This window comes from Micromonospora sp. NPDC005979 (assembly GCF_040614415.1).
GTDB lineage: Bacteria > Actinomycetota > Actinomycetes > Mycobacteriales > Micromonosporaceae > Micromonospora.
Map to the genome: position 1 here is coordinate 16395 of NZ_JBEXUR010000003.1, position 26043 is coordinate 42437.

General features: G+C 72.4%; 25 protein-coding genes and 1 pseudogene. 9 read left to right on the plus strand and 17 right to left on the minus strand.

Annotated elements, in window-relative coordinates:
- Window positions 1-70: 70 nt before the first annotated feature.
- The 6 genes from purE to mca all read right to left on the minus strand — a co-directional run bounded on the left by purE (window position 71) and on the right by mca (window position 7807).
- The gene (gene purE / locus ABZ272_RS06170; RefSeq protein WP_355048812.1) at window positions 71-562 is read right to left on the minus strand and encodes a 5-(carboxyamino)imidazole ribonucleotide mutase; all 492 of its coding nucleotides are present in this window, start codon (window positions 560-562) and stop codon (window positions 71-73) included.
- A gap of 31 nt (window positions 563-593) precedes the next feature.
- Window positions 594-1769: a 5-(carboxyamino)imidazole ribonucleotide synthase gene (locus ABZ272_RS06175; RefSeq protein WP_355048813.1), complete on the minus strand. Its 1176-nt coding sequence runs from the start codon at window positions 1767-1769 to the stop codon at window positions 594-596.
- Window positions 1770-1796: 27 nt separating this feature from the next.
- Window positions 1797-3833: a thioredoxin domain-containing protein gene (locus ABZ272_RS06180; RefSeq protein ID WP_355048814.1), complete on the minus strand. Its 2037-nt coding sequence runs from the start codon at window positions 3831-3833 to the stop codon at window positions 1797-1799.
- A 40-nt stretch (window positions 3834-3873) separates the two neighbouring features.
- Complete coding sequence (locus ABZ272_RS06185) at window positions 3874-6354, minus strand: bifunctional diguanylate cyclase/phosphodiesterase (protein ID WP_355049302.1); 2481 nt, start codon at window positions 6352-6354, stop codon at window positions 3874-3876.
- A 229-nt stretch (window positions 6355-6583) separates the two neighbouring features.
- On the minus strand, window positions 6584-6877 hold the full coding sequence (locus ABZ272_RS06190; protein WP_355048815.1) for a hypothetical protein: 294 nt from the start codon (window positions 6875-6877) through the stop codon (window positions 6584-6586).
- Between the two features lie 48 nt (window positions 6878-6925).
- On the minus strand, window positions 6926-7807 hold the full coding sequence (gene mca / locus ABZ272_RS06195) for a mycothiol conjugate amidase Mca (protein ID WP_355048816.1): 882 nt from the start codon (window positions 7805-7807) through the stop codon (window positions 6926-6928).
- 201 nt (window positions 7808-8008) lie between these two features.
- On the opposite strand from mca, the gene ABZ272_RS06200 reads away from it, so the two are divergent.
- Together ABZ272_RS06200 and greA are read left to right on the plus strand one after the other, a co-directional pair.
- The gene (locus ABZ272_RS06200) at window positions 8009-8449 is read left to right on the plus strand and encodes a DUF4307 domain-containing protein (protein WP_355048817.1); all 441 of its coding nucleotides are present in this window, start codon (window positions 8009-8011) and stop codon (window positions 8447-8449) included.
- Window positions 8450-8606: 157 nt separating this feature from the next.
- Window positions 8607-9104 (plus strand): transcription elongation factor GreA, encoded by a 498-nt coding sequence (gene greA / locus ABZ272_RS06205; protein WP_355048818.1) that lies wholly within the window; start codon window positions 8607-8609, stop codon window positions 9102-9104.
- 48 nt (window positions 9105-9152) lie between these two features.
- Here the strand turns inward: greA and ilvA are convergent, their stop codons facing one another.
- From ilvA to ABZ272_RS06230, 5 genes are all read right to left on the minus strand, one after another.
- Window positions 9153-10373, minus strand: a complete 1221-nt coding sequence (ilvA, locus tag ABZ272_RS06210; RefSeq protein ID WP_355048819.1) for a threonine ammonia-lyase — start codon at window positions 10371-10373, stop codon at window positions 9153-9155.
- Window positions 10370-11266, minus strand: a complete 897-nt coding sequence (locus tag ABZ272_RS06215) for a DUF4328 domain-containing protein (RefSeq protein ID WP_355048820.1) — start codon at window positions 11264-11266, stop codon at window positions 10370-10372. Before ABZ272_RS06215 ends, ilvA begins: the two co-directional genes overlap by 4 nt.
- 47 nt (window positions 11267-11313) lie before the next feature.
- Entirely contained in the window at window positions 11314-12705 is a 1392-nt protein-coding gene (locus ABZ272_RS06220) for an amidase family protein (protein WP_355049303.1), read from the minus strand.
- Between the two features lie 30 nt (window positions 12706-12735).
- On the minus strand, window positions 12736-13878 hold the full coding sequence (locus ABZ272_RS06225; protein ID WP_355048821.1) for a cystathionine gamma-synthase: 1143 nt from the start codon (window positions 13876-13878) through the stop codon (window positions 12736-12738).
- A gap of 112 nt (window positions 13879-13990) precedes the next feature.
- Window positions 13991-15040, minus strand: a complete 1050-nt coding sequence (locus ABZ272_RS06230; RefSeq protein ID WP_355048822.1) for a hypothetical protein — start codon at window positions 15038-15040, stop codon at window positions 13991-13993.
- 103 nt (window positions 15041-15143) lie between these two features.
- Here ABZ272_RS06230 and ABZ272_RS06235 point away from each other — a divergent pair, with 103 nt between their 5' ends.
- The 4 genes from ABZ272_RS06235 to ABZ272_RS06250 all read left to right on the plus strand — a co-directional run bounded on the left by ABZ272_RS06235 (window position 15144) and on the right by ABZ272_RS06250 (window position 18059).
- Complete coding sequence (locus ABZ272_RS06235) at window positions 15144-15566, plus strand: HIT family protein (protein WP_355048823.1); 423 nt, start codon at window positions 15144-15146, stop codon at window positions 15564-15566.
- A gap of 74 nt (window positions 15567-15640) precedes the next feature.
- Complete coding sequence (gene msrA / locus ABZ272_RS06240; RefSeq protein ID WP_355048824.1) at window positions 15641-16300, plus strand: peptide-methionine (S)-S-oxide reductase MsrA; 660 nt, start codon at window positions 15641-15643, stop codon at window positions 16298-16300.
- 323 nt (window positions 16301-16623) lie between these two features.
- Window positions 16624-17553, plus strand: coding sequence for a ribonuclease Z (locus tag ABZ272_RS06245; protein WP_355048825.1), 930 nt, complete (start codon window positions 16624-16626; stop codon window positions 17551-17553).
- Entirely contained in the window at window positions 17550-18059 is a 510-nt protein-coding gene (locus ABZ272_RS06250) for a GNAT family N-acetyltransferase (RefSeq protein WP_355048826.1), read from the plus strand. Before ABZ272_RS06245 ends, ABZ272_RS06250 begins: the two co-directional genes overlap by 4 nt.
- 297 nt (window positions 18060-18356) lie before the next feature.
- Here the strand turns inward: ABZ272_RS06250 and ABZ272_RS06255 are convergent, their stop codons facing one another.
- From ABZ272_RS06255 to ABZ272_RS06270, 4 genes are all read right to left on the minus strand, one after another.
- Window positions 18357-18668 (minus strand): hypothetical protein, encoded by a 312-nt coding sequence (locus ABZ272_RS06255; protein WP_355048827.1) that lies wholly within the window; start codon window positions 18666-18668, stop codon window positions 18357-18359.
- A 62-nt stretch (window positions 18669-18730) separates the two neighbouring features.
- Window positions 18731-19606: an IS5 family transposase gene (locus tag ABZ272_RS06260; protein WP_355048828.1), complete on the minus strand. Its 876-nt coding sequence runs from the start codon at window positions 19604-19606 to the stop codon at window positions 18731-18733.
- Between the two features lie 51 nt (window positions 19607-19657).
- Window positions 19658-21028 (minus strand): cystathionine beta-synthase, encoded by a 1371-nt coding sequence (locus ABZ272_RS06265; protein WP_355048829.1) that lies wholly within the window; start codon window positions 21026-21028, stop codon window positions 19658-19660.
- A gap of 72 nt (window positions 21029-21100) precedes the next feature.
- The gene (locus tag ABZ272_RS06270; protein WP_355048830.1) at window positions 21101-21457 is read right to left on the minus strand and encodes a YkvA family protein; all 357 of its coding nucleotides are present in this window, start codon (window positions 21455-21457) and stop codon (window positions 21101-21103) included.
- A 150-nt stretch (window positions 21458-21607) separates the two neighbouring features.
- Between ABZ272_RS06270 and ABZ272_RS06275 the strand changes: the two are divergent.
- The 3 genes and pseudogenes from ABZ272_RS06275 to ABZ272_RS06285 form a co-directional block, all read left to right on the plus strand.
- Window positions 21608-22677 (plus strand): annotated as a pseudogene (locus ABZ272_RS06275) (SGNH/GDSL hydrolase family protein); the annotation flags it as partial.
- The gene (locus tag ABZ272_RS06280) at window positions 22654-23466 is read left to right on the plus strand and encodes an SGNH/GDSL hydrolase family protein (RefSeq protein WP_355049304.1); all 813 of its coding nucleotides are present in this window, start codon (window positions 22654-22656) and stop codon (window positions 23464-23466) included. The pseudogene ABZ272_RS06275 and the gene ABZ272_RS06280, both read left to right, overlap by 24 nt.
- Window positions 23467-23544: 78 nt before the next feature.
- Window positions 23545-24807: an acetyl-CoA C-acetyltransferase gene (locus tag ABZ272_RS06285; protein WP_355048831.1), complete on the plus strand. Its 1263-nt coding sequence runs from the start codon at window positions 23545-23547 to the stop codon at window positions 24805-24807.
- A gap of 45 nt (window positions 24808-24852) precedes the next feature.
- Here ABZ272_RS06285 and ABZ272_RS06290 read toward each other — a convergent pair whose 3' ends face one another.
- A complete protein-coding gene (locus ABZ272_RS06290; RefSeq protein ID WP_355048832.1) occupies window positions 24853-25173 on the minus strand; it encodes a hypothetical protein in 321 nt (106 codons plus the stop codon).
- Between the two features lie 35 nt (window positions 25174-25208).
- Complete coding sequence (locus ABZ272_RS06295) at window positions 25209-25967, minus strand: Bax inhibitor-1/YccA family protein (RefSeq protein ID WP_355048833.1); 759 nt, start codon at window positions 25965-25967, stop codon at window positions 25209-25211.
- Window positions 25968-26043 lie beyond the last annotated feature (76 nt).

Here is a 26043-nt window from a genome sequence, read left to right on the forward strand (position 1 = left end):
GCCGCTTAGCGACCACCGAAAGTGCAAGATCGCGGGGGCGGGAGGGTGCGGGGGTGCGCGGGGTGCGGGGTTAGGGCAGGGTGGCCTGGAGGGCCGCGTCCTTGGTCATGATGAGCTTCTCCAGGTCCTGCTGGTAGGTGGCCATCCGGGTCCGCAGCGTCTCGTCGGACGCGCCGAGGATCCGGACGGCCAGCAGGCCGGCATTGCGGGCGTTGCCGATCGACACGGTGGCCACCGGAATCCCCGCCGGCATCTGCACGATGGACAGCAGCGAGTCCATCCCGTCGAGGTGCTTCAGCGGTACCGGCACGCCGATCACCGGCAACGGGGTCACCGAGGCGACCATGCCCGGCAGCGCGGCGGCGCCACCGGCACCGGCGATGATCACCTTGAGCCCCCGGTCGACCGCGTCCCGGCCGTAATCGATCATCGCGACCGGGGTCCGGTGTGCCGAGATGACCCGCACCTCGTACGACACCTCGAAATCGTCGAGCACCTCGGCGGCGGCCCGCATGGTCGGCCAGTCCGAGTCGCTGCCCATGATCAGCCCAACCGTGGTCACCGGAGTCCTCCTTGGTTCGCGGCCACCCGGGTCACTCGTGCCCCACCTGGAGCCAGCGCACGGCCCGCGCCGCCCGTGCCCGTACGTCGTCCAGGTCGTCACCGAGCACGGTGACGTGCCCGATCTTGCGACCGGGGCGTACCTGCTTGCCGTAGAGGTGCACCTTGGCCCCCGGCTCGGCGGCGAAGAGGTGGTGCAGCCGCTCGTCGATCGACATCCCGTCCGGCTCTCCGCCGAGGACGTTCGCCGACACGACGACCGGCGCGGTCAGCGCGGTGTCGCCCATCGGGTAGTCCAGCACCGCCCGCACGTGCTGCTCGAACTGCGAGGTCCGGGCACCCTCGATGGTCCAGTGCCCCGAGTTGTGCGGACGCATCGCCAGCTCATTGACCACGATCGCGGGTCGACCGGCGTCGTCGCGCACCTCGAAGAGTTCCACGGCGAGCAGCCCGACCACACCGAGCGCGGTGGCCAGGTCGATGGCGAGCTGCTGGGCGGAGACCGCCAACTCCTCGTCGAGACCGGGCGCCGGGGCCAGCACCTCGACGTTGATGCCGTCCCGCTGCACCGTCTCGACCACCGGGTACGCGGCCACCTGGCCGAACGGCGAGCGGGCCACCTGCACGGCGAGTTCGCGGCGCAGCGGCACCCGTTCCTCGACGATCAGCCTGGTGCCGCCGGCGAGCAGCGTCGCGGCCAGCTCGGCGGCCTGGGTGGCGTCGTCCACCATCCAGACGCCGCGACCGTCGTACCCGCCCCGGGCCGCCTTGAGCACCACCGGCCAGCCGATCTGCTCGCCGAACTCGACCAGCTCGGCGGGGTCGCCGACCGGCCGCCAGAGCGGGTTGGGCGCACCCAGCTCGGTGAGGCGTTCCCGCATGACCTGCTTGTCCTGGGCGTGCAGCAGCGCGTCCGCCGGCGGGTACAGGGTCACCCCTTCGGCCGCCAGCGTGCGGATGTGCTCGTTGGGCACGTGCTCGTGGTCGAAGGTGACCACGTCGCAGCCCTTGGCGAAGGTGCGCAGGGCGGCCAGGTCGGTGTGGTCGCCGTACTGGACGTCGGCGGCGACGAGCGCCGCGCCGTCGTCGGGGGCGCTCGCGAGCACACGCAGTGACTGGCCGAGGGCGATCGCGGCCTGGTGGGTCATCCGGGCCAACTGGCCGCCACCCACCATGCCGACAACAGGCAGACCGGTACGGGAATCCATAGCGCGGCCAGCCTACCGGTGCCCGACTCAGCCCAGCTCGGCGACCAGCTCGTCGACGGAGGTGACCGGCCGTTGACAGACGAAACCCCGGCAGACGTACGCGGCGGACCGCCCGTCGACCAACGGCCGGTCGGCGAGCAACGGCACACCGGGCTGGTCCGGAAGGCCGGCGACCACCACCGCTCCGGGCGGGGCGTACCGGTGGGCGGCGGCCACCAGCGGATCGCCGGCCGGGTCGTGGGTCACCACCGCGATCTCGTACGGCCCGGACAGCAACGCCTCGCCGACCGTGGCCGCGTACCCGGCGAAGCGGGCGTGCCGCCCGACGATCGGCGCCACGGTGGCGAGCGCGGCCTCGGCGGCCTCGCGGTAGCGGGTCTGGCCGGTCAGCGCGGAGTACGCGACCAGCCCGGCGACCAGCGCGGACCGCCCCGACGGGGTGGCGTTGTCGGTCGGATCGGCCGGCCGCGCGACCAACCGCTCCGCGTCGTCGGCCGTGTCGTAGTAGGCGCCGCCGGGTGCGGCGAAGCGCTCCAGGGCGGTGTCCAGCAGTTGACCGGCCAGGGTCAGCCAGCGTCCCTCGCCGGTGAGCTGGTGCAGGGCGCAGAACGCCTCGGCCACACAGCCGTAGTCCTCCAGCACCCCGGCCGGCTCGCCGACCCTGCCGTCGCGGGAGACCCGGCGCAGCCGGCCGTCGACGATGTGCACGCTGGCCAGGTGCTCGGCGGCGTCCCGCATCGCGCCGTCGGCGACGATGGTGACGCCCTCCAACAGGTTGGCGCCCTCGTCCCGCTTCTCCAGGGTCAGCGCGGCGACCTGGAGGAATTCGACGATCGCGGTGATCGCCAGGCCGTTCCAGGCGGCCACCACCTTGTCGTCGCGGGCCGGCTGGGGCCGGGTGTCGCGGGCCGCGAGCAGTTGCCCGACCACCCCCTGCCAGCGGGTACGGACCTCGGGCGCGGCGTCGTCGACGTCCCGCGCGAGCTTGAGCACGCTCGTGCCGTGTTCGAAGGTGCCGTCCTCGGTGACGGCGAACAGGTCGGCGGCGAAGCCGCCGTCGTCCTCGCCCAGCGCCTCGACGAGCTGTGCGGGCGTCCAGGCGTAGGTGAGCCCCTCCACGCCCTCGGTGTCGGCGTCCAGCGCGGACGCGAACCCCTCCCCCGGCCGGTGCAGCTCGTCGGCGAGGAACCGGGCCGTGTCCCGGGCGACCCGCCGGGCCAACGGATCACCGGTCAGCCGCCAGAGCTGCGTGTAGACGCGCAGCAGCAGCGCGTTGTCGTAGAGCATCTTCTCGAAGTGCGGCACCGTCCAGTGCGCGTCCACCGAGTATCGGGCGAAACCGCCGGCGAGCTGGTCGTAGATGCCGCCCCGGGCCATCGCCTCGGCGGTGTGCCGCACGATCTCCAGGCTGCGCGGGTCGCCGGTGCGCTGGTGGTGGCGCAGCAGGAAGAGCAGGTTCATGTGCGGCGGGAACTTCGGGGCGCCCCCGAACCCGCCGTTCGTCTCGTCGTACCCACCGGCCAGGTTGCCGGCCGCGGCGTCGAGCAGTGGGCCGTCCAGCGGCGCGGTGGGGCCGCCCACGGCCTGTGCGCCACCGATGGCCTCGACCACGGCGGCGCCCTGGCGCAGCACCTCGTCCCGCTGGTCCCGCCAGGCCGTGGTGACCGACTGGAGCAGGCGGGTGAAGTTGGCGCGCGGGAAGTAGGTGCCGCAGAAGAACGGGGTGCCGTCTCCGGTGGCGAAGACCGTCATCGGCCAGCCGCCCTGACCGGTCATCGCCTGGGTGGCGGTCATGTAGACGGCGTCGACGTCGGGGCGCTCCTCGCGGTCCACCTTGATCGACACGAAGTTCTCGTTCAGCAGGGCAGCGACCTGCTCGTTCTCGAACGACTCGTGCGCCATGACGTGGCACCAGTGGCAGGCCGCGTAGCCCACCGAGATGAGCACCGGTACGTCGCGTCGTTTCGCCTCGGCGAACGCCTCGTCGCACCAGGGCCACCAGTCGACCGGGTTGTCGGCGTGCTGGAGCAGGTACGGCGAGGTCGCGTCGGCGAGTCGATTCACCCGACGACCATAACCACCCGCGCCGGGGCGCGCCGGGCAGTCAGGAGGCGCCGTCGGCGCGCAGGCGGAAGACGTTCGACTCGGCCGAGTCGCGCAGCGTGCCCAGCACCGCACCGATCTTGTCGGCCGGCATCGGCTTGAAGAAGTGGTAGCCCTGGGCGGACGTGCAGCCCAGCTCGGCCAGGGCCAGCCGCTGTTCGGCCGTCTCCACGCCCTCGGCGACCACCCGCAGCCCCAACTCGTGGGCGAGCCCGACGGTGGTCCGGACGATCGCCGCGGCCTCCGGCGAGTCGGCCATCCGGATCACGAAGGAGCGGTCCACCTTCAACTCGTCCACGGCGATCCGGGTCAGGAAGGTCAACGAGGAGAAGCCGGTGCCGAAGTCGTCCACGGCGAGCTGCACACCCATCGACCGGAGGTTGGCGAGCACCTCGTCGATGATCTCCAGCTCGCTCATCACCACCGTTTCGGTGATCTCCAGGACCAGCCGGCGGGGTGGCACCTGGTGGCGGCGCAGCGCGTCGCCGATCTCCGCCGGGAGGCGGGGGTCGAGCAGGCTACGCGCGGACAGGTTGACCGAGATCGGAACGTCCAGCCCCTCGCGGGCCCAGCCGGCGGCCACCCCGAGCGCCTTGTCGAGCACGTACCGGGTGAACGTGCCGAGCTGCTCGCTGTTCTCCACCGGGCGGATGAAGTCGGCCGGGCCCAACCAGCCGCGCCGGGGGTGCTGCCAGCGGATCAGCGCTTCCACCCCGGTGGGCGCGCCGGTCGCCAGGTCGACCGCCGGCTGCAACGCCAGCACCAACTGGTCGTCGACCTTCAGCGCCTCGCGCAGTTCGGCGAGCAGGGCGAGCTGGTCGGTGCTGGCCGCGTCCCGGGTGCTGTCGTACGCGGCGACGCTGCCGCCGCCCTCCTTCGCCTGGTACATGGCGATGTCCGCGCGGCGCAGCAGCTCGGTCAGGTCGGCGGTGCCGGCGTCGGCCACGACCACGCCCACCGAGACCTCGATGGACATCCGCACCCCGGCCACCTCGGTCGGCGCGGCCAGCCGCTCGGCGATCTCACGGGCCTGACGCAGCGCGTGTGCCATGGGCGCGGCCCGGTCACCCAGCACGGGAACCGACGTGAGCAGCAGCGCGAACTCGTCGCCTCCGAGCCGGCCGAGCAGGTCACCCGGGCGGGCCAACGCGCTGAGCCGGTTGGCGGTCAGCCGCAGCAACTGGTCGCCGGCCGCGTGCCCGAGGGTGTCGTTGACCTCTTTGAACTGGTTGATGTCCAACAGCAGCAGGGCCACCGGGTGGTCGTGTGCGAGCTGCCGCAACGACTGGTCGCCCTTGCCGAGCATCGCCGTGCGGTTCGCCAGCCCGGTGAGCGCGTCGTGCACCGCCTCGTACGACGATCGGGCGGTGACCAGGCGCAGCTCGCGGTGGGTCGCGGCGTCGTGCAGTGCGGCGGCGAGCGCGTCGCCGAACGCGGCCACCGCGTCCCGTTCGCGGGTCGTGGGCGGGGCGGAGCGGGGGAACCGGACCCGGAGCCGACCGACCGGCGCGGCGCCCACCGACAGGGGGCGGACCAACTCGTACTCGTCGGGCTCCGACTTGTCGGGCGGGCCCACCTCCCGGTCGAGCAGCTGCCCGCTGGCGTCCCCCCGGTAGCGACGCCACCTGCCGTCGGGCCGGGCCACCTCGACATCGACCAGCTCGGCGTTGAACAGCGCCAGCGCGCCCGTCACCGCCGCGCTGGCCACGCCCCGCTCGTCGAGCTGGTTGAGAGCAGCGGTGGCCTCGGCGAAGGCTCGCCACGTCCGACGTTCCTGGTCCGCCCGCAGGCGGTAACGGTAGGTCTGTTGCAGCAGCCAGAGCAGCGGCGGGAGTAGCAGCAACCAGCGCGGGTCCAGCTCCAGCAGCGCGATCACGACCAGGCCGACCGCCACGTTGCCGACGAACATCAGCAACTTGCCGCGCAGCGCGGCCAGCAACGGCGGGCCGATCGGCAGCCCGTGCCGCAGGCTCAGGCTCACCGCGCCGAGCCAACCCGTCACCATCAGGTACGTCACCGACCCGGCGATCACGGCAAGCGCCAGCATCGGGGTGGGAGGGGTGAGCAGGGGGTGCCCCAGCGCGGTGGTCACGGACACGGCCAGGGCCGACGCGGCGGCCAGCGACGCGGCGATCCGGACGATCTCCAGCGGCGGGCGGCGGTCGCTGTGCAGGGACAATCCCGTCCAGGCCAGCCCGGCGCCGATCAGCGTGGCCGACGGAAGCCAGCCGGCCGGAGCGAGATAGAGGCAGACGATCAGGGCCGCTTCACCCCAGGTGATGCTGACCATGCCGGCGGCGCCGCGGAACCGGAGCCGGGCGAGTTGGGCCAGGGCCAGGACACCGACCGCGATGCCGAAGCGGGCCGGACCGCCCAACGGGTCGTCGGCCGGCAGCCCGGACGGAAGCGTCAACCCGACCGCGGCGGCGACCAGCGCGGTCAGCGTCACCGCGAACGTCAGCACGCGCAGCCGGACCGGCATGCCGTGCACCCCGAGCCGGTCGAACGGGTCGCCGGCCGGACCGGAGGTCATCGACCTTCCCCGTCAGCCGACCGACCGACGGTACGGCGGGCAGCCGGTGCTGTGCTGGCCATCGGCGCCCCCTCCCGCGCACGTCTCGGGGACTTTTGGTCCCCCGGCGGAAGGCTAAGCCAAACCGGGTGGTCGCAACAGGGGTCCGCCACCCGGTTCGGCGTGAATCACGCGCGGACTACCCGTTCCGCTGCTGCTGGTGCCCATTGGGAGCGTGCACGGAGGAATCATGCGCGCTGGTCCCGTCTGTCGGATCGACGACTGAAGCGTCGGCCCTGGTCGGATCGACCGGCCGCCCCGGCTGCGGGAACCGGTCGGGCAGACGCCGCAGTCGGGCGTTCATGTTGCGGATCAGCAGGATGGTGGCGGTGGCCAGCAGCAGGATGAGGAGGAGGCCCATCGGGCCGGCCAGACCACCCGTGCGGGTGTCCCCGAAGTTGTTCTCCGCGAGCACCTGGGCAGCGGTCAGCATGGTCGTCCTCCGATGTGCGATTGCCTACCAGGGTAGCCCCGGCCGGAATCAGCGCGCGTGCGCCGTCTCCCGCACTCCGGCGAAGAGGTCGGACTCGGGCAGCGGGCTCTCCACCATGGTGCGGACCAGCTCGAAATCCTCCGTCGGCCAGGCCCGCTGCTGCATCTCCATTGGCACGTGGAACCAGAAGCCGTCCGGGTCGACCTGGGTGGCGTGGGCGCGCAGCGCGTCGTCCCGCACGGGGAAGTATTCGGCGCAGTCGACCCGGGTGGTGATCCGCGGGCCCTTGTCCGGACGCTCGTCCCAGCGCTTGAGCCAGTCCTCGTACGGCGACTCGGCGCCCGTGGCGAGCATCGCCTCGTGCAGCGCCATGATCTTGGCCTTGGAGAAGCCGATGTCGTAGTAGAGCTTCAGCGGCTGCCAGGGGGCGCCCAGCTCGGGGTAGCGCTCCGCGTCACCGGCGGCCTCGAAGGCGGCCACGCTCACCTTGTGGCACATGATGTGGTCGGGGTGGGGGTAGCCACCCTCCTCGTCGTACGTGGTCACCACGTGCGGACGGAACTCCCGCATCAGCCGGACCAGCGGGCCGGCGGCCACCTCGACGTCCTGGAGGGCGAAGCAGCCCTCGGGGAGCGGCGGCAGCGGGTCGCCCTCGGGCAGGCCGCTGTCGACGAACCCGAGCCAGGCCTGGTCGACGCCGAGGATCGCCCGCGCGGCGTCCATCTCGGCCCGCCGGATCTCCGCGATGTTGGCCCAGACATCGGGCCGGTCGAGCTTGGGGTTGAGCACGCTGCCGCGCTCACCGCCGGTGCACGTCACCACCAGCACGTCGACCCCCTGGGCGACGTACTTCGCCATGGTCGCCGCACCCTTGCTCGACTCGTCGTCCGGGTGCGCGTGGACGGCCATGAGACGCAGCTGCTCTGCCAACTTTCGGCGCTCCTCGTCTGTGCCGGCCGGTGGACCCGGCCGGGCTCGACCGGCTGACCTGCCAGGAACCTCCCCCGCCCCGCCGCCGGTCGGCACCTGCGGGACCCGACCTGCCGTTCCTGGCATTCGGCCGGGCTGGGAGGATGGACTCCTGCCATTCTTGCCGATGCCGCCGACAACAACGCCAGGAGATACCCGCCGGTGACCGAGACGCACGCCACAATTTCACCGGGCGCGCCGGTCTTCCCGGCCGGGCGCTACGGCCGACGCCGGGCGCCCGGCGGAGGCCGGCGTCGTACGCTGCTGGCCGCCCTGGTGCTCCTGGTGCTGGTGGTGGGGCTGAGCCTGATCTCGCTGCGGCTCTACCGGCAGTACGGCGACCCGGTCTACGACGCCCAGGTGATCACGTACACCGACATCACGGACAACCAGGTGGTGGTCGACTTCCGGGTGCGTGTGCCGGAGGGCGGCTCGGCCGTCTGCGTCCTGCGTGCCCGGGACCGCGCCGGCGTCGAGGTGGCCCGCGACGAGGTCACGGTGACCGCCGCCCCGGGTGAGCGGCACGTCAGCGCCCGGCACCGGCTGAACACCAGCGCCCGACCGTTCATCGGCGAGGTGCTGCGCTGCCGAGCGCCGTCCTGAGCTGCGGAGACATCGCCCGGTAGCGGCCGTCGTCGGGCATCGACCGTGGGTGTCGGATCCGGACACCGCCGGTGATCGCCGACACGCTGTGTCGTACCGCACTGGTAACTTGGTAGTTCACCTGTCAGCCAGCCACGCACAACCGAGGAGAACGCCTGTGTCCACTGGCAACGAGGCGCCCGCCACCTGGCTGTCGCAGGACGCGTACGACCGCCTCCAGGCCGAGCTCGACGAGCACATCGCCAACCGCCCGGCTATCGCGGCCGAGATCAACGCCCGCCGTGAGGAGGGCGACCTGCGTGAGAACGGCGGCTACCACGCCGCCCGCGAGGAGCAGGGCAAGGCCGAGGGTCGCATCCGCTACCTGCAGGAGCTGCTGCGCACCGCCAAGGTCGGCGCCGCGCCGACGGCCGACGCGGTGTCACCCGGCATGGTGGTGACGATCTACTTCGACGACGACACCGACGACACCGAGACCTTCCTGCTCGGCTCACGGGAGATCGCCGCCACCACCGACCTGACGGTCTACAGCCCCGAGTCGGCCCTGGGCAAGGCGATCCTGGGTGGTCGCGCCGGGCAGACCTGCACCTACACGGCACCGAGTGGCGCCGACATCAAGGTGACCGTGGTCAGCTTCGAGCCGTTCTCCGGCTGAGCGGCAACTCCCCTACGGTGTAACGCCGCCGGGGCGTGGCACCGCCTGTCACGCCTCGGCGGCGAACACCACCTGGTAGCCACTGGCCCGCAGCGCGCTGATCAACGTGTCGGAGTGCTCCACACCACGGGTCTCCACCGACAGCGCCACCTCCACCTCGCCGAGACCGAGGTGCGGGTTGGCCCGCTGGTGTTCCACGTCCACCACGTTGGCCCGGTGCTCGGCGATCTGACTGAGCAGTGACGCGAGCTGGCCAGGCCGATCCGTACAGCGCACGGTCACCCGCAGGTAGCGGCCGGCCGCCGCGAGACCGTGCTCGATCACCCGCATCATCAGCAGGGGATCGATGTTGCCGCCGGAGAGGACCGCGACCACCGGCGTCTCCACCTCCACCACGCCGGCCAGGAGCGCGGCCACGCCGACCGCCCCGGCCGGTTCGACGACCTGCTTGCCGCGCTCCAGCAGCATCAGCAGGGCCCGCGAGATGTCCTCCTCGGAGACCGTGACGATCTCGTCGACGAGCTTGCGGACATGGTTGAAGGTGATCTCCCCCGGCCGTCCGACCGCGATGCCGTCCGCGATGGTGGCGAACGCCGGCAGCCGGACCGGCTCGCCGGCCACCAGGGAGGGCGGGAAGGCCGCCGCGCCCGCCGCCTGCACCCCGATGATGCGTACGTCCGGGCGGAGCGCCTTGGCGGCCACGGCCATGCCCGAGATCAGGCCCCCGCCGCCCACCCCCGTGATGATCGTCCGTACGTCGGGGCACTGATCGAGGATCTCCAGGGCGACCGTGCCCTGCCCGGCGATCACGTCCCGGTGGTCGAACGGGTGGATGAGCACCGCGCCGGTCCGCTCGGCGTACGTCTGCGCGGCCACCAGCGACTCGTCGACGGTGTTGCCGGCCAGCTCGACCTGTGCGCCGTACCCCTTGGTGGCCGCGACCTTCGGCAGCGGCGCGTTGACCGGCATGAAGACCGTCGCGTGCGTGCCGACCAGCCCGGCGGCGAGCGCCACGCCCTGGGCGTGGTTGCCGGCGCTCGCCGCGACCACGCCACGCTCACGCTCCGCCGCCGACAGCCGGGAGATCCGCACGTACGCGCCGCGCACCTTGTACGAGCCGGCGCGCTGCACGTTCTCGCACTTGAGCCACGTCGGCCCGCCCAGCGCCGCGCTCAGCGGCCGGGAGGGCTCCAGCGGGGTGGTCCGAACGACGTCGGCGAGCAGTTTCCGCGCAGCCCGTACGTCGTCGAGGCCGACCAGTTCCGTCATGCCCCGATCGTGCCACCCGAGGGTGGCTGCTCCGTCGGCGACACCGGGGTAGGCGACGAGGACTGCGCCGGCACCACCGGCGGGGCGGGCGGCCATGCTTGTGCTGGCCAGACCGGGGCGGTCGGCCACGCCGGGGCGGCGCGGGCGATCCGGGCCTCCTGGGCGGCGGAGATCCGGTGGATCAGCAGGATCAGGGTCACCGCCGCGACCCCGCAGCCCAGCGCCGGCAGGGCGTTGCGGAGCAGCGAGTCCCGGTAGTGGTCGACGTACGCCTGGTAGCCCACGTCGTTGAACGGGGTCTCCGGCAGCTTCGCGTACGCCCTGTCGTCGGCGCGGCTGCTCAGCCGCTCACCGACGCTGAACACCAGCCAGGAGCACCACCAGACGCTCACGAGGGTGGGCGTGAACCGCTGCCAGAGGCTGTCCCGCGCGACGCCCGCCACGACCCGGGCCGGCACCACGAAGTTCGCGAACGGCACCAACCAGCCGGCGATCGCCCAGCCCGCTCCGAGGGTGGGCAGTGCGCCGGGGAAGGCATCGGTGTTCTTGCGCGCCCGCCAGGTCCAGATGATCACCAGGACGGCGGCGGTGAGGTAGACCACGGCCATGATGAGCGCCACCAGAACGTTGATGATCACCACACCGAGGAGCAGGTCCGGATCGTCGTCGGCCATGGCCCGCCGGGCCAGCGCCATCCCGATCAGCGGGGACAGCGCCACCACCAGGTAGAGCACGGCGGTCGCGCCGACGGCGACGCTGGCCGCCAGCCCGATCCCCCGTACGCGGTAGGTCGCCAGCCCCGGCGTGACCGCCGGCTGGCCGAGCGGCGTGTAGCAACGCGGGCATTCGTTGTGCTCGGAGGACGTGGCGTCTCCGCAGGTCTGGCAGCGCATTGGTGTCCCCCGTGGTTCGCGCGACGGTGCGCGCACACGCTAGACGATCATGCGCTAGCCGGCGACCCCGTTCCGACGAGGGGATAGCCGGGGGCGTGGCGCGACCACGGGGCGGTCATCTCGAACTGACCGGCCACGCCGAGCAGCAGCAGCTCCGAGCCGGGTGGACCGACGATCTGCACGGCGACCGGCAGGCCGTCCGGGCGGCGTCCCACCGGCACGACGATCGCCGGCAGGCCGGCGACGTTCCACGGCGCGGCGTACGGGGCGTACCTGATGTTGGCCGACAGGTTCGCCCGCCAGGACCGCTGCGACCAGCGGCCGGCCTCCGGCGGCGCGCTCGCCAGGGCGGGCGTGAGCAGCAGGTCGACGGAGTGGTCGGTGAAGAAGTCGACGGACCGCTGCCGCCAGGCGGCCCGGTCGGCCTCCCGGACGTAGCCGCGTCGCTGTGCCCACTCGCCCAGCGCGACGTGCCGCCGGGTACGGCGTTGCAGACCACGCCGGTCCAGCCCGGCGGCCCGGACGTCGGCGGCTGCCGCGGCGAACCAGGTGGCGAGGCCCTGCAGGCCCAGGGCCGTGGGGTAGACCGGATCGGCCGGTACGGTGTCGTGGCCGGCGGCGGCGAGCAGCCGACCGGCGGCGGCCACCGCGTCCCGGTTGGGCTCGTCCGGCGAGACTCCGCGCACCGGCGAGCGCAGCGATACGCCCACCCGCAGTCGCTGCGGCGGGACCAGCTTCTCCGGGCGTCGGCCGGCGAGCACCGAGAAGCCGACGGCCGCGTCGGCGACCGTGCTGGTGAGCATGCCGTGCTCGGTGAGGCCGAACCAGTCGTCCGCGCCGAGCTGGCAGGGCACCACACCGCGACCGGGTTTGAGGCCGACCAGGCCGCAGCAGGCCGCCGGGATCCGGATCGAGCCGAGGCCGTCGTTGCCGTGCGCGATCGGCACCAGGCCGGCGGCGACCGCGGCGGCCGCGCCGCCCGAGGAACCGCCGGGGGTACGCGTGTTGTCCCACGGGTTGCGCGTCACCGCGCTGTCGTCGTCGGTGAGCGCCCAGAGCCCCAGCTCGGGCATCCGGGTGACCCCGAGGATCACCGCGCCGGCGCCACGCAGCCGCCGGACGACCTCGTGGTCGGCCTCCGCGACCTCCGTCCGCGCGGCGGCCGACCCGTTCCAGGTGGGCAGGCCGGCGACCGGGGTGTTCTCCTTGACGGCCACCGGCACGCCGGCCAGGGGGAGGTTGGCCAGGTCCTCCTGCTCGTCGACCTTCTCCGCCTCGGTGATCGCCTCGCCGCCGCGAACGGCGCGGAACGCGGCCAGTTCGCGGTCGGCGGAGGCGATGTACTCGAGGTGGTCGGCGACGACCTGGGTGGCCGAGACGTCACCCCGCCGTACGCCCCGGGCGATCTGTTTGGCGGTCGCCCCGACCCAGGTCGCCATGATGTCCTGCACGGCCGTCCTCCCCAGCGGTCAGCCCAGCGCCTGCTCCAGATCGGCGAGCAGGTCGTCGACCGTCTCGATGCCGACAGACAGTCGCACGAGATCGCCGGGAACTTCAAGCGGCGAGCCGGCAGCACTTGCGTGTGTCATCCGACCCGGGTGTTCGATCAGCGACTCGACACCGCCCAGCGACTCGGCGAGCACGAAGAGCTTGGCCCGGTTGCAGATCTCGACGGCGTGGTCCTCGCCGCCGGCGGCCCGGAACGAGATCATGCCGCCGAACCGGCGCATCTGCTTGGCCGCCACCTCGTGACCAGGGTGCGAGGGCAGCCCGGGGTAGATCACCTCGGACACCTTGGCGTGCCCGTCGAGGTACGCGGCGAGGCGCTCGGCGTTGTCGCAGTGCCGGTCCATGCGTACCCCGAGGGTCTTGATGCCGCGCAGGGTGAGCCACGCGTCGAACGGGCCGTTGATCGCGCCCATCGCGTTCTGGTGGTAGCGCAACTCCTCGCCGAGCGTGGCGTCGGCGACGACGAGCGCGCCGCCCACCACGTCCGAGTGCCCGCCGATGTACTTCGTGGTGGAGTGCACCACCACGTCGGCGCCGTACGCGATCGGCTGCTGGAGGTACGGCGAGGCGAAGGTGTTGTCGACCACCAGCAGCGCGCCGGCGTCGTGCGCCACACCGGCCAGGACGGTGATGTCGGCGATGCCGAGCAGCGGGTTCGTCGGCGTCTCCACCCAGATGATCTTCGTACGACCGGGCTGCACGGCGGCCCGGACCGCAGCCGGGTCGGAGACCTTGGCCGGCGTGAACTCCAGCCCCCAGCGCTGGGCCACCCGGGCGAAGAGCCGGTAGGTGCCGCCGTACGCGTCGTCCGGGATGATCACGTGGTCGCCCGGCTGGCAGACCGCCCGCAGCAGGGTGTCCTCGGCGGCCAGGCCACTGGCGAAGGCGAGACCCACCGGCCCGCCCTCCAACGCGGCCAGGCACTCCTGGAGGGCGTCGCGGGTCGGGTTGCCGGAGCGGCTGTACTCGTAGCCGAGCCGGGGCGCGCCGACGGCGTCCTGGGCGTACGTGCTGGTCTGGTAGATCGGCGGGATCACCGCACCGGTGCGGGCCTCAGGGTCCTGACCGGCGTGAATGGCGAGCGTCTCGAAGCCGTGACTCATTCTGGTGAGGCTAGTGCCCCGCCCCGGCGACCTGGCACGGAACCCGCGCTCCGGGCGGGGGTCGGACCGTCCGGCCCGACCCCACGCTCCGGCTCAGCGTCGGGAACGGCCCTCAGGCGGCCGGGACGGGCAGGACGTGCAGGGTGACCGGGTGGGCGCCGGTCCAGTCGTAGGAGACCGCGTAGAGCCGGGCGCCGTTCGGGGCCCAGGCCAGCGCGCCGGGGCTGAGCTCGTCACCCAGCTCGAAGTGGGCCAGCTCGGTGCCGCCCGGGGAGAAGACGAACACGTCCGGGTCGTAGGAGGCGTCCGCGCCGCCGGCGATCCGGGTGCCGTCGCGCGAGACCTCGACGGCATTGGGGTACGCGCCGGTGCGGTAGGTCGCCGACGGGGTGGTGATGTCGGCGAACGGGAACGCCTGCACCTCGTACGGGGCGCCGGACGCGGTGAACACGGTGGCGCCGGTCGGGTCGAGGGCGATGTCGCGCAGGTTGCTGCCGATCGCCATGAACTCGTTGGTGCCCGGCGCGCTGAGCGCACCCCCCGCGCCGATCGTGTACGTGTACACCGACGCGGGACTCAGGCCGGGCTGCCCGGCCAGCAGCACCGAACGGTTCTGGCTGGCCGCGGTCAGCAGCGGAGCGCCGTAGAAGCCGCTACCGGTGTCCAGACCCGTGGTCACCCGCGCCGGCTGGCGGCCCAGGTCGATCCGGCCGATGTTGCCGTCCCAGCCGCCGCAGCCGTACCCGAACCACAGGTACCGCCCGGTCAGCGCCAGCGACGACGGGCACTCGCCCGCGCCGGTGTCGTACCGGGCCGACTCGACGAGCGTGCCGGTGTCGAAGGCGGCGATGGCGTTGGCGGTCGGCAGCGCCACGTAGAGGGTCTGCCGGTCGGCGCTGAGCAGCAGGTCGGACGGGCCGGGCAGGCCGGACAGGGTGCCCACGACCGCACCCGTCGCGCTGGCCACCACGACGTCGGTCGAGGACGGCCCGCCGCTGACGAAGACCCGGTCACCGGCCGAGACCACGTCGGCCACCGCCGGCAACGACAGCGGGGTGGCCGTCGGCGCGGGGGCGGCCTGGGCGGGGCCCGGCAGACCGGCGGTGAGCAACCCGGCGGCCAGTACGGCCAGTGCCAGGGTCGTGCCTCTCTTGCTGTGCACGTGCGTTCCCCCCATGTTCTTGATCCAGACTCGTAAATGAGTACCACAGTCGATGCGTACGTGGGGGGCACGTCAGCGCAGATGGGCGCTATAGCCTGGCGCGATGAGCGGGTGTGTGTTCTGCGGGATCGTGTCGGGCGACGTTCCGGCGTTCCGGGTCGCCGACGAGCCGGACGGGGTGGCGTTCCTGGACACCCGCCCGGTCTTCGCGGGACACGTGCTGGTGGTGCCCCGGACGCACCTGGTGACCCTGGCCGAACTGCCGGCCGACCTGCTACCCGGCTACTTCGCGCTGGTTCAGCGGCTGGCCGTGGCGGTGGAGGCCGGTCTGGGGGCCGGTGGGACGTTCGTGGCGATGAACAACCGGGTGTCCCAGTCCGTCCCCCATCTGCACACCCACGTGGTCCCCCGCACCAAGGGTGACGGGCTGCGTGGCTTCTTCTGGCCGCGCACCCGGTACGCCGACGACGCCGAGGCGCAGACCTACGCCGACCGGATCGCCACCGCCCTCGACGACGGGGCCTGAGTCACAGTGGCGCGGGTAAGGAAGCAGAACCCACCGGTGTTACACGCTGGGAGACGCATGAGAGGAGTCCCACCGTGTTCCTGCGCCGTATGAACGCCGAGATGATCACGCCCGAGCAGGCCCTGCCGGGCCGCCCGATCTCGATGCCGGTCGCCGACCGCCACGAGGTTCTGGGCACCCCGCTGAAGGGTCCGTTCCCGGAGGGCCTCCAGGTGGCCGTCTTCGGCATGGGCTGCTTCTGGGGCGCCGAGCGGCTGTTCTGGACGCTGCCCGGCGTATACACGACCTCCGCCGGCTACGCGGGCGGCTTCACCACCAACCCGACGTACGAGGAGACGTGTTCCGGCCGCACCGGGCACGCCGAGGTCGTCCAGGTGGTGTACGACCCCAGCAAGATCACGTACGAGGACCTGCTGAAGGTCTTCTGGGAGAACCACGACCCGACCCAGGGCATGCGCCAGGGCAACGACGTGGGCACCCAGTACCGGTCGGCGATCTACACGACCACCGACGAGCAGCGGGCCATCGCGGAGTCGTCGCGGGACGCCTTCCAGCCGATCGTGACCCGGGCCGGCAAGGGTGAGATCACCACCGAGATCGCCCCGCTCGGCAGCTACTTCTTTGCCGAGGACTACCACCAGCAGTACCTGGCACCGACCAAGAACCCGAACGGGTACTGCAACCACGGCCCGAACGGGATGAGCTGCCCGGTCGGCGTGGCCCGTACCGCCTGACCGCAGCATTCCCGTTTGGCCCTGTGATCGAAATCCGTTGCCGAGCCCCTCGGGGACTCGATAGCGTGGCGGTACACGTGAAAGGAGGTGGTCCAGACTTGTATAGCAATCGGACTCGTGAGGTGGCTGTCCGCTAGCCGCTGTCCTCGACAGTGATCGTCCGCCGCGAGGCGGGCAACCAGTACGACCGTCGAGACCGTGTGGCAGCGGTGCGGCGAAAACCACGACAGCCACCCGACCCCCGGGGTGCCGGCTTAGTCCAGCCGGCCCACGCGACAGCGTGGAGCGCCCCGGGGGTCGCTTTATCTCGGTGGGAGATCAGCGTGTCGATGCGCGAGCTGGTGATTCTCGGGACGGCCAGCCAGACCCCCACCCGGCAGCGCAACCACAACGGTTACGTGCTGCGCTGGGACGACGAGGTGATCCTCTTCGACCCGGGCGAGGGCAGTCAGCGCCAACTCCTGCACACCACCGTCACCGCCAGCGACCTGACCCGGATCTGCGTCACGCACTTCCACGGCGACCACTGCCTCGGTCTGCCCGGCACGATCCAGCGGCTCTCGCTGGACCGGGTCCCGCATCCGGTCGCCGTGCACTTTCCCGCCGGCGGCGCCGAGTACTTCGCCCGGCTGCGGCACGCCACCTCCTTCTACGAGAGCGCCGAGCTGGCGGTAACGCCGATCGAGACCGATGGGCAGCGGATCGCCCTGCGCTGCGGGACGCTGGAGGCCCGCCGGTTGCGGCACCCCATCGAGACGTACGGCTATCGGCTCGTCGAGCCGGACGGCTACCGGATGCTGCCGGAGCGGCTGGCCTCGTACGGCATCGCCGGCCCGGCTGTCGGCGAGCTGATCCGCGTCGGCCACCTGGACCTCGACGGGCGTCGCGTCACCCGGGACGAGGTGAGCGAGCCCCGACCGGGGCAGCGGTTCGCCTTCGTCATGGACACCGGCCTCTGCGACGGCGTGTACGCCCTGGCCGAGCACGCCGACCTGCTGGTCATCGAGTCGACGTTCCTGGAGTCGGAGGCCGCGTTGGCCGCCGAGGTCGGCCACCTGACCGCGGCGCAGGCCGCGCGGGTGGCGACCGAGTCGGGGGTACGCACGCTGGTGCTGACGCACTTCTCCCAGCGCTATCCCGACCCGCGCCGGTACCATGACGAGGCTCGCGCGCACTTCGACGGCGATCTGGTTGTCGCCGAGGATCTGACCACCGTCCAGGTCCCGCCGCGCCGGGTAGCCTCGGCCGGGTGACTGTCACGCTCCGCCCCGCCACCGACCACGACATGATGGGGGTCGGTGCCCTGCACCAACGGTCCCGGGTGGCCGCGTACTCCTCGTTCCTGCCGGCCGAGGCGCTGGCCGAACCGACCGGGGAGGCGATGGGACGGTACTGGGTCGAGCGGTGGAGCTGGGAGCGCGACACCCACCGGCTGACCGTGGCGGAACGCGTCGGCGCGCTCGTCGGGTTCAGCTACGTGGGGCCGGACGACGAGGACGACCCGGCGACCGGGCTGCTCAACGCGATCCACCTGGACCCGGCCGAGCAGGGGCGGGGCACCGGCCGTGCGTTGATGGTGGACGCGCTCGACGCCATGCGTGACCGTGGTTGGCGTCGCGCGGTGCTCTGGGTGCTGCGGGACAACGCCCACGCCCGCTCCTTCTACGAACGCGGCGGCTGGACGTCGACGGGAGCGGAACGCGAGGAGCACATGGGCACCGCCCTGGCTCCCCAACTCCGCTACACCCGACCCCTCTAACGAAGTCCTGGCGGCAGGCCCGCCCAACGCCCCTGAACACGACCCGGCAGCAGGCGGCCACCCCCACCTCGGCCCCTTTGCTCTGCTTCAACAGAGGCGACAGTTACCGGGCGTTTGTGTTGCCTGGGTTGAAGCAGAGCAAAGGAGGCGCGAGGGGGTGGGGGTCCGGCGCCCACCCGGCTACCCGCCACCCGCCGGCGGGGCGGGCGAGCGGGCGGGCGGGCGAGCGGGCGGGCGAGCGGGCGGTGTGTGGCGCAGGAGGCAGCTAGGGCCTGTTTCAGAAGTACGGACTGAGGTTCAGGCTGGTCGGTTGGGGTAGTGGCGGCCGGCCAGCCAGATGGTGAGGTCCTTGGCGATGTGGCCGGGGTCGGTCTCAGTGGTGAGGTCGTGGATGTGCTGGTGGGCGTCACGGCGTTCGACTTCGTAGGTGTCGTCGTCGAGCAGTGAGATCGAGGCGTACCAGGCCGGGTCGTCGTCGGCGGGGTTGATCGTGACGAAGGTGTTGTCAGCGCGGTTCAGCTCGTCGATGAGCATGAACAGGGCGTCTTCGGAGGGGTCGTCGATGTGGTCGCCGTTCTCGGTGTCGGCGTAGTAGTAATCGGCGGCCATCCGGTGTCTCCCTGCTCTGCTGGTCAGCCTGCCCAGCTTCGCATGAGGTCATGCCTGGCTGGTCAGAGCCACTCGTTGATCGCGGCGACGTGCACGGCAGCTTCGAAGCGGACGGCGAGTTTGTCGTAGCGGGTGGCCACGGCTCGGTGTCGTTTGAGCCGATTGATGCCGCACTCCACGGCGTGACGGGCCTTGTAGTCCTCGACGTCGAACACTGGTGGCCTGCCACCGGCTGCTCCGCGCTTCTTACGGTTGCGGGCCTGGTCGGCGGGCTCGGCGATGGTGGCCTTGATCCCGTGGCGGCGCAGATATTCACGGTTGGCCCGCGACGAGTACGCCTTGTCGCCGCGCACGCGATCCGGCCGCTGCCGTGGTCGGCCTGGTCCCAGCCGGGGCACCCGGATGCCCTGCAGTACTGGCACGAATTGCGGCGAATCCCCGCGCTGCCCGGCGGTGACCAGGATCGACAGCGGCTTCTGGCCCTGCTCACACGCCAGGTGAATCTTCGTGGTCAGGCCACCGCGGGACCGGCCGAGTCCGTGATCGGCAGGCTCAGACACGACCCCACCGGCTGGCTCCCGCTGCGCGTCGCCGTCGCGTCGGGCGCCGGCGGCATGCTGATGAGCCCGGCAGATCGTCGAGTCGACGTTGACCTCCCAGCAGACCAAGCCGGCCGCGTCCGCCCTGGCCTGCAACGCCGTGAGGATCCGCGCCCACGCCCCTGAGCGCTGCCACCGCCGGAACAGCCCATACACCGTCTGCCACGGCCCGTACTCCGGCGGCAGATCACGCCACGGACACCCCGTCCGCACCCGCCACCTGATCCCGTTGATCAACAGCCGACGCGACCACACCGTTGGCCGCCCACGCCCTACCGACGCGGGCAGCAGCGGCTCCAACACCGCCCACTGCTCATCGGTCAGATCACCACGACCCACCGCAAGATCATCGACGGAGACGAGCCCATGGATCAACTTCTGAAACAGACCCTAGTGGGCGCCCAGGTGGGAGAGGAGGTCCTGGCGGGTCAGCACGCCCTTGGGTTTGCCGTCGACCAGGACGAGGGCGGCGTCGGACTTCTCCAGCAGGCCCACGGCCTCGCTGACCGGCTGGCCGCCACCGATCATCGGCAACGGGTCGCCCATGTGCCGCTCGATGGTGTCGTGCAGGTGAGCCTGGCCGGTGAACAGCGCGTCGAGCAGGTCCCGCTCGGCGATCGAGCCGGCGACCTCGCCGGTCACGACCGGCGGCTCGGCCTTGAGCACCGGCAACTGCGAGACGCCGTACTCGCGCATGTAGTCGATCGCGTCGCGGACCGTCTCGGTCGGGTGCACGTGCACCAACTCGGGCAGGCCGCCCGGCTTGCTGGCCAGCGCGTCGGCAACGGTGGGTTCGGCGCCGGAATTGTCGAGGAAGCCGTACCGGGCCATCCACGAGTCGTTGAAGATCTTCGAGAGGTAGCCCCGGCCGCCGTCCGGCAGCAGCACCACCACGACGTCGTCCGGGGCAGCCCTGCGCGCCACCTCCAGCGCGGCCACCACGGCCATCCCGCAGGAGCCACCGACCAGCAGCCCCTCCTCGCGGGCCAGCCGCCGGGTCATCTCGAACGACGCCTTGTCGGACACCTCGATGATCTCGTCGGCGACGCCCCGGTCGTACGTCTCGGGCCAGAAGTCCTCGCCGACGCCCTCCACCAGGTACGGCCGGCCGGTGCCGCCGGAGTAGACCGAACCCTCCGGGTCGGCGCCGACGATCTTCACCCGGCCGTCGGAGGCCTCCTTGAGGTACCGCCCGATGCCGGAGATCGTGCCGCCGGTGCCGACGCCCGCCACGAAGTGGGTGAGCCCGCCCTCGGTCTGCTTCCACAGCTCCGGACCGGTGGTCTCGTAGTGCGAGCGTGGGTTCGCCGGGTTGCTGTACTGGTCGGGCTTCCACGCGCCGGGGATCTCGCGGGTCAGCCGGTCGGACACGTTGTAGTACGAGCGCGGGTCCTCCGGGGCGACCGCCGTCGGGCAGACCACCACCTCGGCGCCGTACGCCCGCAGCACGTCCTGCTTGTCCTGGCTGACCTTGTCGGGGCAGACGAAGACGCACCGGTAGCCCTTGAGCTGGGCCACCAGGGCCAGCCCGACGCCGGTGTTACCACTGGTCGGCTCGACGATGGTGCCGCCGGGCTTGAGCAGGCCGGCCGCCTCGGCGTCCTCCACCATGCGCAGGGCGATCCGGTCCTTCACCGAGCCGCCCGGGTTGACGTACTCCACCTTGGCGAGCACGGTGGCCCGGATGCCCTCGGTGACGCTCCGCAGGCGGACCAGCGGAGTGTTGCCGATCATGTCGACGACGTTGTCGTAGTACTGCACGGTGTGCCCTTCGTTGCGGCGCCGGCGACGGCGGCCGGGCAGACGTATCCTCGCCGCCCAGCGTACGTGCCGTCAGTGCACCAGACCCCCGGGGATGACCGAGCTGCGCCGGGCCTCCCACTCCAGGAAGCGGTCGGTCTCCGAGAGCACGCTGCCCGCCAGCCAGGTCACCATGACGGCGTCGTCGGCCAGCCCGAAGATCGCCAGCGGGATCTCCGGCAGGAAGTCGATGGGCGAAACGATGTACGCCGTGGCCGCCGTCATGAGGGCCAGCCGGAGGCCACCGTCGTACTCGCCCCTGGTGGTGGCACGGATCATCCGGGGCAGCGCCGCCAGCCGGGCGCCCAGCGACGGTCCGCCCCGCGCCCCCGCCATCAGTGCCCGCGCCAGGGCCGCGAACGCCGCGCTGCGCTTCAGTGTCTTCCCCATCGTCGCGCTCCTCTCCGCCGGATCAGCGTGGCGGGTCGGCGCAAGTCGGCCGGCCTCCACCGGACAGGTACCCCGTCGCGTCGGTTTCCAGGCATTCGCGAGCCGTGACGACGACAGCGGTGTGTCGGGCCGGCGCGATAATGTCGCCATATGGGGGTGGCTGGTTCTGTCGTACCCGTTGGTCCGCGCTGGCGGCAGGCCTGGCGGATCGCCCGACTGGCGGCGATCGGCACGGGCGCCACCGCGGCGGCCGCCATGGCGACCGGCGGCGTGCTGCTCGGCCAGGCCCGCCAGGCCCGGCGCACCATTCCGATGGCCGAGGCGCCCCCGCCGCGCTGCGACGGGACGTACGGCGCGAAGTTCCCCGGCCCCGCGCTCACCATGGTCGTGCTCGGTGACTCGTCGGCGGCCGGCTACGGCGTGCACCGCCGCCGGGAGACGCCCGGAGCGCTGCTCGCCACCGGCCTCTCCCGGCGGCTGCACCGGCCGGTGCAGCTGCGCCGGTTCGCGGTGGTCGGGGCCATCTCCGCGGCCCTGCGTCACCAGGTGGAAGCGGCGCTCGAGTGCTCCCCGGACATCGCGGTGATCCTCATCGGCGGCAACGACATCACCAACCGCACTCCGCGTGGCCTGGCCGTGCGTTACCTGGTCGAGGCGGTCCGCTCGCTGCGCGCCGCCGGCTGCGAGGTGGTCGTCGGCACCTGCCCCGACCTCGGCGCGATCCGGCCGATCCAGCCACCGCTGCGCTGGCTGGCGCACCGGTGGAGTCGCCAGCTCGCCGCCGCGCAGACGGTTGCCGTGGTCGAGGCGGGCGGCTGGACGGTGTCCCTGGGCGACCTGCTCGGCCCCCGGTTCGCGGCGGAGCCGCTGCGGATGTTCGCCTGGGACCGGTTCCACCCCTCCGCCGAGGGGTACGCCATGGCCGCCGCCGCCCTGCTACCGACGATGCTGTCCGCGCTCGGCGCGGGGCAGGAACGACGGGTCACACCGGCGCGGGGCGAGGGCGTACGGTCGCTGCCAGAGGCCGCACAGGAGGCGGCCCGGCACGCCGGCACCGAGGTCAGCGGCGCCCAGGTCCGGGGTCGCGACCGGGGGCCGGCCGGCCGGTGGGCGCAGTTGCGTCGCCGGGCGTTCTTCGGTGTGCACGCGGTGCCGCAGGCAGGTTCCGCGGACACCTCGACAGTGGAGGGACTGGCATGAACGAGCGCAGCGAGCGAGGCGTGACCGCCGGCTTCCCCGGCCGGCTGGGTCGGGCGGCGGTGCTCTCGCTGCTGGCCGGCACGGTGGGCGGCGCCGCCGTCCTGGCCGGCGAGGCGTTCGTCGCGCGGCACCGGCGCTACGCCCAGCCGGAGCTGGGGCTGGCCCTGCGCGCCACGATCGGCCGGGCCGACGCCGCGCCGCTGCGCCTGGTGCTGCTCGGTGACTCGTCGGCGCTGGGTGTCGGCGTCGACCGCCTCGACGACACCATCGGCGGGCAGTTGGCCAACCTGCTCGCGGAGGGACCGTCCGGCCGCCGGGTACACCTGTCCAGCGTCGGCGTCTCGGGCTCCCGCTCCACCGACCTGACCACCCAGGTCGCCCGGGCCCTGCTCGGCGAGCGACCCGACGTGGCGCTGATCCTGATCGGCGCGAACGACGCCACCGGGTTGCGCCGGCCCGGCGACGCGTCCGCGTACCTGGGGGCAGCGGTGCACCGGCTGCGGGAGGCGCGCGTCGAGGTGGTGGTGGGCACCTGCCCCGACCTCGGGGCCGTACGCGCCATCGCGCCGCCGCTGCGGCAGCTCGTCGGCTGGTCCGGTCGGAGGATGGCCCGCGCGCAGACCACGGCGGTGCTGGAGGCGGGCGGGACGGTGGTCGACCTGGCCACCGAGACCGGGCCGGTGTTCCGGGCCGACGCGGGCACCCTGTGCCACGACGGTTTCCACCCGTCGGCCGACGGCTACCGGGTGTGGGCGCACGCCCTGCTACCGGCCATCGTGGCCGCCGCGGCGGTCGCCTCCCGGCGGTGACGCGCGCCCGGCGAGGGTGACATTTCCCGCCGCGCCCGCTTCTTCCGCGCCATGTTACCGGCGGGTTAACGTTGGCCCATGCCGATTGAGTCGTCCCGCGACGCCGTCATCGTCGCTACCGCCCGCTCCCCCATCGGCCGGGCCCACAAGGGGTCTCTGCGCGATGTCCGCTCCGACGACCTCGCCGCGACCATCGTCCAGGCCGCCCTGGACAAGATCCCCCAGCTCGACGCGAGCACCATCGACGACATCTACCTCGGGTGCGGCCTGCCCGGCGGTGAACAGGGCTTCAACATGGCCCGGGTGGTGGCCACCCTGCTCGGCCTGGACACCGTGCCCGGCGCGACGCTGACCCGCTACTGCGCCTCGTCGTTGCAGACCACCCGGATGGCCCTGCACGCGATCCGCGCCGGGGAGGGCGACCTGTTCGTCTCCGCCGGGGTCGAGATGGTCTCCCGGTACGCGCGCGGCAGCTCCGACGGTCTGCCGCCGGAGGCGCAGGCGCTGGTCGGCGGCGGCTGGGAGAACCCGCGCTTCGCGTCCGCGGCCGAGCGCTCGAAGCGCCGCGCCCAGGGCGGCGCCGAGGTGTGGGCCGACCCGCGCGACAGCGGCGACCTGCCGGACATCTACCTGACCATGGGGCAGACCGCGGAGAACCTGGCCCAGGTGTACGACGTGACCCGCGCCGACATGGACGAGTTCGGCGTACGCAGCCAGAACCTCGCCGAGAAGGCCATCGCCGACGGTTTCTGGGCCCGGGAGATCACCCCGGTCACCACGCCGGACGGCACCGTGGTGAGCACCGACGACGGTCCCCGGGCCGGCGTCACCCTCGACGCGGTCGCCGGGCTGAAGCCGGTGTTCCGCCCGGACGGCCGGATCACCGCGGGCAACTGCTGCCCGCTCAACGACGGGGCCGCCGTCGTCGTGGTGATGAGCGCCCAGCGGGCCGAGGAACTGGGTCTGACCCCGCTGGCCCGGATCGTCTCCACCGGCGTGACCGCGCTGTCGCCGGAGATCATGGGCCTCGGACCGGTCGAGGCGTCCCGGCAGGCACTACGCCGGGCGGGCATGACCATCGATGACGTCGACCTGGTCGAGATCAACGAGGCGTTCGCCGCGCAGGTCATCCCCTCCTACCGCCAGTTGGGCATCCCGGAGGAGAAGCTGAACGTGATGGGCGGCGCGATCGCGGTCGGGCACCCCTTCGGCATGACCGGCGCCCGGATCACCGGCACCCTGCTCAACGCCCTCGAGTGGCACGACAAGACGATCGGTCTGGAAACCATGTGCGTCGGCGGCGGCCAGGGCATGGCGATGGTCCTCGAACGGCTGAGCTGACGATTCGAGCGCGCCGGGCGCGCGGCACCGGGTGCGCCCGGCGGCTCAGAGCGCGTTGCGGGTCGCCGTCACCTCGGCGGCGGCCCGCGCCAGCACCTCGGCGTCGGCCCCGGCGGCGAGCAGGTCGGCGGTCACCACCCGCAGTTGGTCGGGCAGGGCCAGGTCGTTGTCGAGCCGGGGCACGGTGCGACGTGGTTGCCCTTCGGCGTCGGCGGCGAGGTTGGCGACCTCCTGCACCAGACGGTGCACCAGGTCGGCGCGGGGCACGTTGCCGGTGGTCGCGGTCGCGGCCCAGCGCGGCTGTTCCCAGTGCCCGACCTGGCCGACCAGCGACCGCACGGCCTGCTCCAACTCCGTTACGCTCACCGCGCCGAGTCTACGGCCGGACGGCGGGCGTTCGGTCAGCGGCGCAGGTAGCTGAGCAACCGCAGCAACTGCCAGTAGAGGAACACCAGGCCGGTCAGCAGACCGAAGGCGCTCAGCCACGCGTACCGGCGTGGTCGGCCGTCGCGCACCGAACGCTCGACCAGGTCGAAGTCGAGGATGAAGCTGAACGCGCCCGCGATGATCGCCACCACCGAGAAGGCGTACGGCAACCAGCCGACCTCCCCGCTGACGCTGTAGACCGCCAACCCCGACCGGCCGGAGATCAGGTAGGAGACGAGGTTGACCACGCTCAGCACGGCGATGCCGAGGAGCGTGCCGATCACGAGCCGGGCCAGTCGGGGGGTCGCGCGGATCACCCGGGCCCGGTACAGCGCGGCCATGCCGAGGAAGACGCCGAAGGTGCCGGCCACCGCCTGCACGACGATCCCCGGGTAGACCTGTTCGAAGGCCCGGCTGGCCACCCCGAGCAGCAGCCCCTGGAGCAGCGCGTAGCCGGTGATCGGCACCGGATTGGTGATCGCCCGCAGCGAGATGACCAGGACCAGCACGATCGAGGCCAGGGCGGTGCCGGCCAGGGCCGCACCCAACCACACCGCGTCGGGCACCACGGCCCAGGACACCGCGGCGGTCGCGCCGGTGAGCAGGAGCAGTCCGACGGTACGCACCACGACGTCGTCGACCGTCATCGGCTCGACGTCGCGGGAGCTGACCACCCGGGACTCCAACCGGCCGGTCTCGTCCAGCCGCTTGAGCACCGGGTTGTCGCTGCGCACCGTCGCCTCCTCCGCCCGTACCCCCAGGAGATTCACTCTGCCCCGGACGGCCCGGCGGTGGCGGCGAAACGGCACG

Bases quoted from the DNA above. Each gene is read 5' to 3' on its own strand.
- ABZ272_RS06175 (WP_355048813.1), bottom strand. From the start codon at position 1,769: ATGGATTCCCGTACCGGTCTGCCTGTTGTCGGCATGGTGGGTGGCGGC.
- ABZ272_RS06185 (WP_355049302.1), bottom strand. From the start codon at position 6,354: ATGCCGGTCCGGCTGCGCGTGCTGACGTTCGCGGTGACGCTGACCGCG.
- ABZ272_RS06190 (WP_355048815.1), bottom strand. From the start codon at position 6,877: ATGCTGACCGCTGCCCAGGTGCTCGCGGAGAACAACTTCGGGGACACC.
- ilvA (WP_355048819.1), bottom strand. From the start codon at position 10,373: ATGACGGAACTGGTCGGCCTCGACGACGTACGGGCTGCGCGGAAACTG.
- ABZ272_RS06215 (WP_355048820.1), bottom strand. From the start codon at position 11,266: ATGCGCTGCCAGACCTGCGGAGACGCCACGTCCTCCGAGCACAACGAA.
- ABZ272_RS06220 (WP_355049303.1), bottom strand. From the start codon at position 12,705: ATGGCGACCTGGGTCGGGGCGACCGCCAAACAGATCGCCCGGGGCGTA.
- ABZ272_RS06225 (WP_355048821.1), bottom strand. From the start codon at position 13,878: ATGAGTCACGGCTTCGAGACGCTCGCCATTCACGCCGGTCAGGACCCT.
- ABZ272_RS06235 (WP_355048823.1), top strand. From the start codon at position 15,144: ATGAGCGGGTGTGTGTTCTGCGGGATCGTGTCGGGCGACGTTCCGGCG.
- ABZ272_RS06255 (WP_355048827.1), bottom strand. From the start codon at position 18,668: ATGGCCGCCGATTACTACTACGCCGACACCGAGAACGGCGACCACATC.
- ABZ272_RS06270 (WP_355048830.1), bottom strand. From the start codon at position 21,457: ATGGGGAAGACACTGAAGCGCAGCGCGGCGTTCGCGGCCCTGGCGCGG.
- ABZ272_RS06280 (WP_355049304.1), top strand. From the start codon at position 22,654: ATGAACGAGCGCAGCGAGCGAGGCGTGACCGCCGGCTTCCCCGGCCGG.
- ABZ272_RS06285 (WP_355048831.1), top strand. From the start codon at position 23,545: ATGCCGATTGAGTCGTCCCGCGACGCCGTCATCGTCGCTACCGCCCGC.